General features: G+C 33.0%; 12 protein-coding genes. All 12 read right to left on the bottom strand.

All coding sequences use genetic code 11. From position 1 onward, the window contains the following. Positions 1 to 7: 7 nt before the first annotated feature. The 12 genes from H7350_RS05000 to H7350_RS04945 all read right to left on the bottom strand — a co-directional run bounded on the left by H7350_RS05000 (position 8) and on the right by H7350_RS04945 (position 12,086). On the bottom strand, positions 8 to 340 hold the full coding sequence (locus H7350_RS05000) for a hypothetical protein (RefSeq protein ID WP_235989260.1): 333 nt from the start codon (positions 338 to 340) through the stop codon (positions 8 to 10). A 175-nt stretch (positions 341 to 515) separates the two neighbouring features. Beyond that, positions 516 to 956: a heavy-metal-associated domain-containing protein gene (locus H7350_RS04995; protein WP_204344760.1), complete on the bottom strand. Its 441-nt coding sequence runs from the start codon at positions 954 to 956 to the stop codon at positions 516 to 518. Positions 957 to 992: 36 nt separating this feature from the next. Beyond that, positions 993 to 2,771 carry an efflux RND transporter periplasmic adaptor subunit gene (locus H7350_RS04990; RefSeq protein WP_204344759.1) on the bottom strand — a complete coding sequence of 593 codons (1,779 nt, stop codon included), beginning with the start codon at positions 2,769 to 2,771 and terminating at the stop codon, positions 993 to 995. Then, complete coding sequence (locus tag H7350_RS04985) at positions 2,761 to 3,255, bottom strand: DUF305 domain-containing protein (RefSeq protein WP_204344758.1); 495 nt, start codon at positions 3,253 to 3,255, stop codon at positions 2,761 to 2,763. The genes H7350_RS04990 and H7350_RS04985 overlap by 11 nt, the downstream gene beginning before the upstream one ends. 23 nt (positions 3,256 to 3,278) lie before the next feature. Beyond that, positions 3,279 to 3,986, bottom strand: a complete 708-nt coding sequence (locus H7350_RS04980; RefSeq protein ID WP_204344757.1) for a PepSY domain-containing protein — start codon at positions 3,984 to 3,986, stop codon at positions 3,279 to 3,281. Position 3,987: 1 nt separating this feature from the next. After that, on the bottom strand, positions 3,988 to 4,572 hold the full coding sequence (locus H7350_RS04975; RefSeq protein ID WP_204344756.1) for a DUF2911 domain-containing protein: 585 nt from the start codon (positions 4,570 to 4,572) through the stop codon (positions 3,988 to 3,990). A 2-nt stretch (positions 4,573 to 4,574) separates the two neighbouring features. Continuing rightward, entirely contained in the window at positions 4,575 to 7,298 is a 2,724-nt protein-coding gene (locus tag H7350_RS04970) for a heavy metal translocating P-type ATPase (protein WP_204344755.1), read from the bottom strand. A gap of 76 nt (positions 7,299 to 7,374) precedes the next feature. Continuing rightward, positions 7,375 to 7,884, bottom strand: a complete 510-nt coding sequence (locus H7350_RS04965) for a helix-turn-helix domain-containing protein (protein ID WP_235989259.1) — start codon at positions 7,882 to 7,884, stop codon at positions 7,375 to 7,377. Between the two features lie 49 nt (positions 7,885 to 7,933). Continuing rightward, a complete protein-coding gene (locus H7350_RS04960) occupies positions 7,934 to 8,389 on the bottom strand; it encodes a heme-binding domain-containing protein (RefSeq protein ID WP_204344753.1) in 456 nt (151 codons plus the stop codon). Further along, positions 8,390 to 8,998, bottom strand: a complete 609-nt coding sequence (locus H7350_RS04955) for a DUF3347 domain-containing protein (protein WP_204344752.1) — start codon at positions 8,996 to 8,998, stop codon at positions 8,390 to 8,392. It abuts the gene before it with no gap. Between the two features lie 32 nt (positions 8,999 to 9,030). After that, positions 9,031 to 11,364, bottom strand: coding sequence for a multicopper oxidase domain-containing protein (locus H7350_RS04950; RefSeq protein ID WP_204344751.1), 2,334 nt, complete (start codon positions 11,362 to 11,364; stop codon positions 9,031 to 9,033). Further along, positions 11,361 to 12,086 carry an acetolactate decarboxylase gene (locus H7350_RS04945; RefSeq protein WP_204344750.1) on the bottom strand — a complete coding sequence of 242 codons (726 nt, stop codon included), beginning with the start codon at positions 12,084 to 12,086 and terminating at the stop codon, positions 11,361 to 11,363. The genes H7350_RS04950 and H7350_RS04945 overlap by 4 nt, the downstream gene beginning before the upstream one ends. Between the last annotated feature and the right edge of the window lies 1 nt (position 12,087).

The following is a 12,087-nucleotide window of genomic DNA, read 5'->3' as shown; positions in this document are numbered from 1 at the left end:
AACTGAATTATGCCCTTGGTGGCTGGAAAAGCGATTCCAAATATCTGGAAGTGAAGTTTACTTTATGTAAATTATACTGTTTTTTCTCTTCAAAATTTAGTCGATTGGTTAAAGCCAAAGTATTGTTGGCAATAATTAATACCAATGGGTGACAACATTGATTATGGGAATGAATAGGTGTATTTTCCTTATCTGGGTTATGATGATGCTCTTTATTTTGAGCATCATTATCAATGTAATCTTCAACTACATATTCAAGGAAAGAGTCGCCATAGACTTTATGTTCTTGATAATGGGTAATAACACTTGAAATTTCTTTAATTGGACCACAAAAGTCCATATCTATACTTATTCCTTGAAAAAAGAATAAAATAGACATTGATATGGAAAAGAATATTTTCATATAATAAAGACAAATATATAAATTATTTAATGCAATGGTTGTGCAAATAAAATGAGCATATAGCTTTTTTTAATAGAAGAGCCTTTTTAAAAAGGCTCTTCTTTGTTTAATATTAATGATCATGATCTGAATGATCTTCTTCTTTTTCCTCACCAGATTGATTCATCATCATTTCGTGGTCGTATTTACAACAACCTGGTAAATCTTTATAGGCTTCTTCACTTCCTGCAACTTTTTCGGTGTCGTAACCTGAAGCTGCTATTGCTTTATGAATTGCCATTGCATCCGTTTTTGAATCATCAAAAGAGACATCAATTTTCTTTTTATCGACATCCCAATTGGCACTTGCAACACCTTCAACACTATTGGCTGCTTTTTCAATGGTACTTTTACACATACCACAATTTCCTCTTACTCCAAAAGATAAATCTGTCATTGCGATTTCTTTTGACACTTCTGTTGTTGTAGTATCTTCAACTTTTTTAGTTTCGTTTTTACAACTTGTTAAACCTAATGCTGCTATTGCAACTACACTTAAAATTACTTTCTTCATTGTTTTAAAATTTAATTGTTATTACTTGATTTATTATTATTCTATTACTTGTTTTACTTCTCCACAAGTTAGCATTGCTGCACCAAAATATGGATTGATTACTTTTTCTTGTTTACTCAACCAATAAGCACCATTGTTGTTATCTGCCATTGGACAAAATTCTACATACACTTTTTCATTGACACCAAATAATTGAACCGCATTGATTAGATGCGATGATAAATGCTTGAAATGGTCTCTTTGAGCCTTTATATCAGAGGTTTTAGAAATAGATGTCGCAGAAGATTGTATTTCTTTTACTAATGACATCCAATGTGTATGAGCATTATTGTCTGATAATAATTTCATATCCACTTTACTTAAATTGTTTAATAAACTTGTTGCATTAACTGAAGTATTTTTTGAATCTTCTTTAACTAAAGCATCTTTTAAATTGATATAGTCATTGTAAACAACTTTTAGTTGTTCTTGAAATTTCTCTGATACTGTCAATCTTTCGTTCATATTAGTATGGTCACTTTCTTTTTTTGATGCATTATTATCCATTCCTAAATGTCCTTCGTGACCAGTCATTACTTTGCCACCATCTTTATTCATCATTGATTTTTTACCTTGTAATTGAGCTGCTGCATCAACCGTAAAAGTTCCGTTAGTTACGATTTCATTTCCAACAAATAATCCTTCTAAAACTTCATATTCATTACCATTTTGATTACCTAAAACAACTTCACGCATTTCAAAAACGGTTTGGTCTGGATTGGTTTTTAAATAGACAACAGAACGTTCACCTGTCCAAAGTACAGCAGATGCTGGGATTGTTAACACTTCATCATTATTATTTGATACTCGTTCAATATTAGCGGTTACAAACATTCCTGGTTTAAATACATCGTTCTTATTATTAAGCACCACACGTAAGGTTACTGTTCTTGTTCTGGTATTTAATATTGGGTCAATGAAATCTACTTTCCCTTTAAATTCCTTATTAGCATAAGCGTTTGTAGTCACTAAAACTTCTTGTCCCTTTTCAAATAAATCTATTTGATTTTCATAGACATCAAAGTTTGCCCAAACTGTATTGAGATTTGCAATTTTAAGCAATGGCTGACCTTGTTTGATGTAGTCGCCTTGTTCTACTAATTTTTCGGTAACTGTACCTGAAACGGTTGCATAAACTGGAAAGTTTTCTTTTACTTTTTGGGTTTCTTCAATCTGATTGATTTGACTTTCAGAAAGTTTCCACAACTTCAATTTATTACGAACTGCCTTATATAATGCAGGTTGCGATTCCTTTAAAGATGATGCTGTAATTAACTCTTGTTGTGCCGCATACAATTCTGGCGAATAAATAGTTGCTAATAGCTGACCTTTACGTACTTCTTCACCTGTAAAACTGACATTCAATCGTTCTATTCTACCCGAAAAATAACTGACTTGTACTGCGTTTGCTTCTTCATTTTCAGCAATTTTGCCAGATAATTTAAGGGTGTTGCCATCAACATTTCCTTTGCCTACAACAGTTGTTTGAATATTCGCCAATGCCATCGCATTTTCAGTTAACTTGAATTGGTCTGCCAACAAACCATCTGCACTACTTGCGGCAGGAATTAAATCCATCCCACAAATAGGACAATCACCTGATTCTGGTTGCATAATTTGTGGATGCATTGAACACGTCCACATTTGATTGGTTTCTGTTGTTTCCGTATGATTGTGTTCTGCGCTTTCATTGGACGAACCTCCAAATAGCAACCAACCCAAGAGTAAGCCTACTGCGAGTAATCCTATGTATATGACTATTTTATTATTTTTCATTTTCTAATCGTTTTATCATTGCTTTCATTTCTTCTATTTCCTTTTTCTGTGCTTTAATAATATCCTCTGCTAATTGTTTAACTTCTGGGTCTTTTATATCTGCTCTTTCGCTTGTTAGAATTGCTATGGAATGATGTGGTATCATACCCTTCATCCAAAGTACATCACCTACGGTTGATTTTTGGTCACGTACTAAACCTAAAGCACCAAGGAAAAGGACGATGCTACCTAATACAATACCCAAATTTTTCCTTTTATTCTTGTACATATTCTTCATAAAGAAAAACATAATTAAGGCCATAGCTGCAATACCTAAACAGACCATATAAAATCGTGTTAGACTAAACCATACGTGGTCAAATTCATAAGTATTTAAGTACATTGTGATATACATTGCAACAAATGATGAGCCTAACATCAAAAAGAATTTAGTGTAATTGCTCATACCTTTATTATCGTTGTTTTTGTGTTCTTGTGTGTTCATAATTTCTTTTTTTAGTATTAATATTATTTTCTTTTCTTTTTAAATTTTCTAATCGTAGGTGAGGAAGTAAACCAAAGTAAAAATCCGCTTAATACAGTAATTAAGCCTAATAGAGAAAAGGCTCTTAAAACTATTGTATTAAAGTTGTCTCTACCTTCATAATCCATAGTGTGCGTCATCCATAAAAAATCAAACCAACGCCAACTGCGATGTCTTACCGTTTGAAACTTCCCATCAGTAATAGATACATAGGCTTTAAGAGCTTCATCAGATTCATAGGATATTACATAAGCAGGTAACAATTTTTCTCTATACTCGTGATGTTTCCCTGTTTCATTAATCTGTTCTATAGATTCTACCTTTAAGCCATTTTTCATATTGAGTCTTGCGATATACAAAGCCTCTTCTTTTGTTATATTAGATTTTAAACTACCATTGATGGCATTGTATAATTGTTCTTTGTTAATCCAATAGTATGGTGAATTATCAATATCTCTCAATTCAATAGTATTGATGCCTTTTGAAACATTAAGCTGTGATGGACTAATGAGGTTGTTAAATGCTTTAGGTTGGTATTCCATATTTTTAAAATGGTCACCGTGTATCTCATCAATATCTGTCCAACTAAAATATAAACCACTAATAGTCCAAAACAAAAACTGAATACCCAAAAACAACCCTAAATAGCGATGTGTTTTCCTTATTTTTAATGCTGTATGCCTGTTTACCATTTTATTGATTTATTTTGAATGGAAAGCTAATTGTTACCTTCTCCCAAGCAAGAGAAATACTTCCTTCAGTTTCACTAATCTTATTTACTTTATACTCTAAATGCTCTGTAATTTTATCTGAAATACTTGGCGTCACTTTAAATCTTATCACATCATCATTTGCATCATAATCGTCTTTCCCGTGCTGATTCCAGTTTTTATTAATCATTATAGTCCAATCCTCTTTTGAAGGAATCGTGAAAAATCCATATTTCCCTTTTGGAAGCACCTCACCATTTATAATTAAATCCTTATTTGTTTCAATCCACGTTGCCATATGTGCTCCAGCTTGCCAGACATTATCAAAACCAACTAATCCACCAAAAATGATTCGTCCTCTAACTCCTGGTGATGAATAGTCTATATGAATATGAGCATCACCAATCATTGCCATTGTAGATGTATGTGGACTTAAAGGTTTCTTTTTAGGAACATCTTCTTGTTGAGTTTGAGTCTCTTGATGGTTGTGTTCTTCCTTTTTCTGTTCCTGATTTTTACAGCTTAAAACTGAAATTGTTAACACAAATACTACTATTAATTTCTTCATAATTATATTTTAATATTTCTTAATCTTAATGCGTTTACTATTACAGACACAGAGCTAAAACTCATAGCTAACGCAGCTATCATTGGCGACAATAAAATGCCAAAGAATGGGAATAATACGCCTGCTGCAACTGGTACACCTAATGTATTATAGATAAGAGCAAAAAATAAATTTTGCTTTATGTTTCTCATTACGGAATGACTTAAATTTTTAGCCTTTACTATTCCGTGTAAATCACCTTTTACCAAGGTTATCATTGCACTTTCTATCGCTACATCTGTTCCTGTTCCCATTGCAATACCTACATCACTTTTTGCCAATGCTGGTGCATCATTAATACCATCACCTGCCATAGCAACCACCTTTCCATTTTCTTGCAGTTTCTCTACTTCTTTGAGTTTATTTTCTGGTAGCATACTGGCTTTAAAATCTGCAAGATTAAGCTCTGATGCTACTGCTTGTGCTGTATCGTGATTATCACCTGTTAGCATTATAACATCAATACCTTTATCTTGAAGTACTTTAATCGCTTTGGCACTTGTTTCTTTTATTTTATCGCCTATAACTACATACCCAACAACGGTTTCATTTAATGATAAATAAGAAACTGTTTTACCCTGTTTTTGGTAAGATTTAGCTTCGTCTTTCATTGTAGAAGTAATATCTGCTTTGGCATATTCCATCATTTTAGGATTCCCTAATGCTACTTTTTTATCATTTATTATAGCTTCAACACCTTTTCCTGTGACAGCACTAAAGTTTTCAGATTTTATTATTTCAGCGTTATGTTCCTTTCCATATTTAACAGTTGCTTCTGCTAATGGGTGTTCGCTATTGGTATTTAATGAAACGATATATTGTAGTAGCTCTCTTTCATTTAAAATATCACTAAAAACACCTACTGTTTCTACCGTTGGTTTTCCTTCTGTAATAGTTCCAGTTTTGTCAACTATAAGTGTATTTACTTTATCCATTTTTTCAAGAGCTTCGGCATTTTTTATCAATACACCATTTTGAGCACCTTTGCCCACACCAACCATTACAGACATCGGTGTTGCTAAACCTAAAGCACAAGGACACGCAATAATTAGAACTGCAATTGCATTGACTAATGCATAGACATAAGCAGGTTCTGGTCCCCAAATTGTCCAAACAATAAATGTGATTATCGATATAATAACTACGACAGGCACAAAATATCCTGATACCTTATCTGCTAAATTTTGAATAGGTGCGCGACTTCTACTCGCATCATTAACCATGTGAATGATTTGTGAAAGTAACGTATCACTTCCTACTTTTTCGGCTTTCATTAAAAAGGATTGATTCCCATTAATTGTTCCACTACTTACTTTATCGTCTTGTGATTTGTTTACAGGAATAGGTTCTCCTGTAATCATAGATTCGTCAATGGTTGTTTCGCCTTCAGTTATCATTCCATCTACAGGAATTTTATCGCCTGGTTTTACTTTTAGAATATCATTTAATTCGATATTATCTATACTAACTTCAACTTCTTCACCATCTATTATTTTTATAGCTTTATTAGGTGCTAACTTTAATAATTCTTTAACTGCTGAATTGGTTTTGCTATGTGCACGCGCTTCTAACAACTGACCTAAAAGCACCAAAGTTAGAATTACCGTTGCTGCTTCAAAATAAACGTGTACAGCACCTGATTCAGTTTTAAACTGTGCCGGAAACACATCTGGAAACAACATACCTACAACACTAAATAACCAAGCCACACCTGCACCAATCCCAATGAGTGTGAACATATTGAGATTCCACGTTTTTATACTTCTATAAGCACGTTCAAAGAACATCCAAGTGGCATAAAATACAACTGGAATAGATAATGCAAACTGAATCCAATTCCAATATTTCTGTTCCATTATATCGTATAATGGGTTGTTGTTGAGCATTTCGCTCATTGCCATTAAGAATATTGGTAATGTGAATGCAGTTGCTATCCAAAACTTCTTCAATAATTTTTTATAGGTCTTTTCTTCAGCTGAAAGGTCAGGTTTCATTGGTACTAAATCCATACCGCAAATAGGACACGAACCTGCCTCATCCTTTATAACTTGTGGGTGCATTGGACACGTCCATTGTTCTGTTGTAGCCGATGATAGATTTTGTTCTTCAACCAAATCCATTCCGCAAACAGGACAATCGCCTGGTTTTTCATAAGTTTTATCGCCCTCGCAATGCATTGGGCAATAAAAAGTGCCTGTACCTTTGCCTTTTGGTTTCTGTTTTTCAACTTGGTTCGATTCTGGACGCTGACCTGCTTTGTGAATACTGTATGTACCACCATCATTTTCTAAAACTTCTTGAAATTTTTCAATCGATATATCAAATTTCATTTCAATGGTTGCTTCTGCTTTTTTCAAATCAACAGAAACTCTTTGAACTCCATCAACTGAAGAAAGTGTTTTTTCTACGTGAGCTTTACAGCCACTACAGGTCATTCCTTTAACAGGAAAAGTTCTTGTGATTAAACCATCTCCGTTATCTGGATGTATATGATATTTTGCATTTTTTTCTTGCAACGCATTTTCAAAATTATCTATTGATATGTGCTCTTGCATTTCTATGATTGCTGTTGATGCTTCAAAATCAATCTCTACATTTTTTACACCCTCAACTTCTGATAAAGCATTATTAACAGTTCTCATACAACCTTTACAGGTCATTCCCTGAATTTGATATTTGTGTTTCATTATTTTTATATTTTAAAGTTAACCCACAAAACTACCTTTCACTTGCCAGTATAGTTTTCCTAATATTGGATAATATTTATACAATTTGGTCTAATGGTTTTCTGTTATCAATTTGTAGGTTTTTAAAATCAGTCATAGACATTCCTGTGACCTGCTTAAACTGTTTTGCTAAGTGACTACTATTTTTATAATTGAGACTATAAGCTATTTCTGAAAAATTCAGCTCTTGTAACTGGATATATTCCTTAACCTTTTCAATTTTTAGGTTTATAAAGTATTTTTCTATTGTTATTCCTTCTGACTTACTGAAGGTTTTACTCAATATGGAATAGCTCTTACCCATCTCACTTTCAAGTTTAGCGAGAATAACATTTGTATCATTCTTTTCTATGTATTCAATAAGATTCACCTTAATCTTTTCTACCAATGCCTTTGTAGGATCTTTAATCAATTCAAAACCTAATTCATTTAAATTCTTTTCAAATTTTAAATAATCATTATCTGGATTTTCTTTAACTGTTATTTTTCCAAGTTGAATAGCTTCTACTTCGATGCCTTCATCATTTAAAAGTCTAAGAATTGACATTTTACATCGATTACAGACCATATTTTTAATAAACAAAGTGTGTGTCATTTTAATTTAAATTTTCATTTATCTGTGTTAGAAATTGTATTATTTCTTGCTTTTCAGAATCTGTTAAAATAGCATCACTATGAATTAATGTATAACTATCCAATGGCATTTTATCACTTTCAATTTGTTTAATAATTGACCGTAGCTTGCTTGCCTTTCTTCGGTTTGATAAAGAGTCCCATTCACTAAAATTCAATTCGGCTTTACCTTCTTTAATATGGTCTTCTAAAAACCAAGCAACTGGTTGTATCTTATTATACCAAGGGTAGTTTGTGTTGTTACTATGGCAATCATAACAAGATACTTGTAACTTATTTTTAATGTCATTTGGAACGTTGTTAACTAACATAAAATCGGTTTTTGGGACTATATCGCTTTGGTTGCCTTCTGTGGGAATAAATTGTATGCCCACAAAAACAACTAATAAAACCAACATTATATTTTTAACAATTTTCATTTAGTTAATCTCTTTCTGTACTTTACCACATTTTAGCATTTTACTTCCGTAGTAAGGGTTACGTACTTCTTCACTTTTACTTAACCAAGCACTACCTTTATCGTACATCGGGCAAAATTGCTCGTATAAAGTATTTGCTGTTCCTGTAATAGCAACCATATCTGTAACATCTTTACTTAAAACTTTAAAATGTTCTCTTTGATGTGCCATTGGACTTTCTGAAATATGTTCTGCGTGTTCTATTGCATCTTCAACAATTTCTTTTAATTCTGTTTGTTGCTCCTCTGTATATTTAGAAACATCTAAATTTTCTAAACTTTTTTTCAATACTGCGCCAAATTCTTTTGCTTTTGCTTCATCATCAGAAACTAAAGCATCTTTTAGATTAAAATAATCTTTAAGTATCATTTCTGCATTTCCGTCTTGATTGCTATTCATTGCCATTTCTTTTTTGTCACTATCGTGATGACCATCACTATTGTCGTGATTCATTTCTGTATTATGACCTTCATCGTTGTTTTGTTCTTTTTTTGCGTCTTTACACGACATTGCCGTTAATGTTAAAAATGTCATTGCTAAAATTCCTGTTATTACTTTTAAATTTTTCATTGTTTTGTTATTTATTTATTAATGTTTATTGTTTAAAATCTTACCAAAAGTCCGCCACCCCAACCATATCGGTTATTGTAGTTGCCTTGGATTGAAATATTTCGTGACAGAATATAGGAGGCTCCAACCAACCATTGTGTTTCACCTTCGTATGAATTATTATTTTCTAAATCATTAACCCAACCAAAGTCTGCTCTGTATTCATATTCGCCTTCTATAAAAAGTCTTGGAAAAAGCAAAAGTTCTCTATCTAAACGGATTCTTGGACGCAATTGATGGTCCATACTCACATCTACATTAAATCTATAGGGTGTAAAATATTTAACACCAACTAATCCTACGGTATTAAATGTATCAAAAGAATTTGGTGTTGATGTTTCGGTGTTTACACCTGCATACACGCGCACCCAATCATTTAAGTATCGGTTGTAATTTACTTCTACTTCAGCATTTTGGTCATAGTCAAATTCGGCACGCAAGCCAAATTCATTTCTAATGTTACTAGACATAAGGTTTAATTCTGTGAAATTTGAACCTGCGCGTGCCATTCCCCAAGAATAATAATGGTCTGTTTCATCAATTAATTTTTGAACTGGATAGGCTTCCATTCTTTCATCCCTTGGTGTATCATAACTAAATACTCTTGCCATTCCACCCATCATATGATATAATACGTGACAATGAAAAAACCAATCACCATATTCTTCGTTATAAAATTCAATAACCACTTTTTGCATAGGTGGCACATTGACCGTATGTTTTAAAGGCGAACGTTCTCCATTTTCATTAATAACCCTAAAATAATGACCATGAAGATGCATTGGATGGTGCATCATTGTTAAGTTATTTAAGGTTATTCTGGTAACCTCACCACCTTTAATTTTAATCTTATCGGTTTCTGATAATGGTACACCATTAATACTCCACACATAACGTTGCATATTGCCTGTTAGATTAAGCAATAGTTCGTTTACAGAAACGTCTTTTTTAAACTCTGTACTTTCTTTTGCCTTTAAAAAATCATAGTTGAAATATGTTTTACGTGTATTGTAATTAAACAATGTACTGTCTTTGGGCATTATAAACATATTATGTTTCATATGGTCATCCATTTTCATCGTATCATTCATTTTCATCTTCATACTCGTTTGGTTATCCATCTTACCACCATTCATTGACATCTTATTATTCATATCCATATTCATCTTGCCATCTTTCATATCCATCTGCATACCATACCTTTTCATTAAAGCTTCAGGCGTGTTTTTCTTTTGACTACCTGCCATTGCAGGCGCTCCCATTTTCATGTCCATTTTAGCCATTTGCTTCATCATGTCAACTTTGTCTGGTCTGTCTATTACAGTTGCAGGAAAAAGTTTGCCACTTCCTAAACGAATTGATGTGTTACCAGAGCCATCTTGTGCTGTTGCTGTAACTTCCAGTGCACCATCTGGAATAGTAACTATTACGTCATAGGTTTCCGCTATACCAAAGAGAAACCTGCTTTTATTAACTGGTGTTACATCAACACCATCGCTTGAAACGATTGTAGGATTGCCTGCTCCAAAATCCATCCAATAATAAGATGAGGCAGAAGCATTAATAAAGCGAATTCTTACTTTTTCTCCAGATTTAAACTCTGGATATTCAGCAAGCTTTTTACCATTAGACAGAAAAGCTGGGTAATAAATATCAGCAATATCTGCGCCTTCCATTCTATCGCGCCAAAACTTAAATTGCGCGCCCAATGCACCTTCTTTTACAACTCTACTTAATGGTACAGCTGTTCCTTTTTTAATTTGATACCATTCGTTACCTCGTTTAAGATTACGAAGCACATTCATTGGCTTTTCATTTGTCCAATCTGACAGCACCACAACTAAATCTGTGTCGTAGTCCAAGGTTTTTTCTTTAGGATGAATAACAATTGAGCCATACACACCTTTCTGCTCTTGTAACATTGTATGGGAATGATACCAATACGTACCAGATTGGTTGATAGGGATTCTATATTGAAATGTTGTACCTGGTTTTATAGGCGGCGTTGTTAAATAAGGCACACCATCATAAAAATTAGGAAGTATTAATCCGTGCCAATGCACAGAAGTTTCTTCATCCATTTTGTTGGTAACATTAATAATAGCAAGGTCTCCTTCATTAAATTCTAAAACTGGCCCAGGAATACTACCATTGATAGTCATACCTTTTGCAGTTACATCAGCAAGTGTCATTTCATTTTCCTCTATAGTGAGGTTATATTCTTTTATATTCCTTCCTTCTTCGTTTCTGTCCTCGCCATTTGTTCCTACTTGGGCAAATACGATTGACGTTAGGAATAAAAGAAGTATTGTGTTTAATGTTTTCATCGCTTTGGTAATCTTAGTGTTATTGAATTATCTAATAATAAGTCATCAATATGGCCTGCAACAGCACCATCATTGGTTTTAAAATGCATATGCATATTAGTAGTATGATGAGTAAAAATTGCTTTATGTTTTGTAGAATAGAACCCAATAATTTGAACTCCTTGATTTTGTAAAGTTCCATTTAAACCAGACTCTTTATGCTTTTTATGATTATGTATACTATCGTCATCTTTCCAATTTATAACGTGCCAATCTATAGAAGCGATAGTACCTTCTAAAAGGAAAGGAAATGATTTTTCTGTGTCTGTTCCATTAGCTGTAGCTATTTCAAAAATTTGCTTTTCTAAATCACTTTTTGTTTTACTATTCTCAATTTGAAAAGAATCCCACGCTTCAATTTCTGCATATACTAATAGAGATGCTTTTAGGTTGTAAGAATCTTTAATCTGTAAACTACTATCAACCACAAAACTGTTACTTGGTTGACTATCAAATATTTGAATTTCGCCCTTGAGGTTATCCACAGCACCAAGAGCGTAAAGGTTTTTCATTTTTGAAAGTGTGTCTAAACTGATTACAGATTGAATATTACCAGACATTATTGTTCGTAAAGCACCTGAATGTTTTACTTCTGTTGAAAGAGTTTTACTTTCTTTATCTCGACAAGACAAAAAGGCAATTGTAAAAAACACTAATACGATTATATATGTTAATCTTTTCATT

The organism is Psychroserpens algicola (assembly GCF_014526325.1).
GTDB lineage: Bacteria > Bacteroidota > Bacteroidia > Flavobacteriales > Flavobacteriaceae > Psychroserpens > Psychroserpens algicola.
The sequence above is the reverse complement of the archived record's forward strand: the minus strand, read 5'-3'. Positions and strand labels throughout refer to the sequence as shown.

Excerpts from the sequence above, each read along its gene's own strand:
- H7350_RS05000 (WP_235989260.1), bottom strand. The coding sequence starts at position 340 with ATGGACTTTTGTGGTCCAATTAAAGAAATTTCAAGTGTTATTACCCAT.
- H7350_RS04995 (WP_204344760.1), bottom strand. The coding sequence starts at position 956 with ATGAAGAAAGTAATTTTAAGTGTAGTTGCAATAGCAGCATTAGGTTTA.
- H7350_RS04990 (WP_204344759.1), bottom strand. The coding sequence starts at position 2,771 with ATGAAAAATAATAAAATAGTCATATACATAGGATTACTCGCAGTAGGC.
- H7350_RS04985 (WP_204344758.1), bottom strand. The coding sequence starts at position 3,255 with ATGAACACACAAGAACACAAAAACAACGATAATAAAGGTATGAGCAAT.
- H7350_RS04980 (WP_204344757.1), bottom strand. The coding sequence starts at position 3,986 with ATGGTAAACAGGCATACAGCATTAAAAATAAGGAAAACACATCGCTAT.
- H7350_RS04975 (WP_204344756.1), bottom strand. The coding sequence starts at position 4,572 with ATGAAGAAATTAATAGTAGTATTTGTGTTAACAATTTCAGTTTTAAGC.
- H7350_RS04970 (WP_204344755.1), bottom strand. The coding sequence starts at position 7,298 with ATGAAACACAAATATCAAATTCAGGGAATGACCTGTAAAGGTTGTATG.
- H7350_RS04965 (WP_235989259.1), bottom strand. The coding sequence starts at position 7,884 with ATGTCAATTCTTAGACTTTTAAATGATGAAGGCATCGAAGTAGAAGCT.
- H7350_RS04960 (WP_204344753.1), bottom strand. The coding sequence starts at position 8,389 with ATGAAAATTGTTAAAAATATAATGTTGGTTTTATTAGTTGTTTTTGTG.
- H7350_RS04955 (WP_204344752.1), bottom strand. The coding sequence starts at position 8,998 with ATGAAAAATTTAAAAGTAATAACAGGAATTTTAGCAATGACATTTTTA.
- H7350_RS04950 (WP_204344751.1), bottom strand. The coding sequence starts at position 11,364 with ATGAAAACATTAAACACAATACTTCTTTTATTCCTAACGTCAATCGTA.
- H7350_RS04945 (WP_204344750.1), bottom strand. The coding sequence starts at position 12,086 with ATGAAAAGATTAACATATATAATCGTATTAGTGTTTTTTACAATTGCC.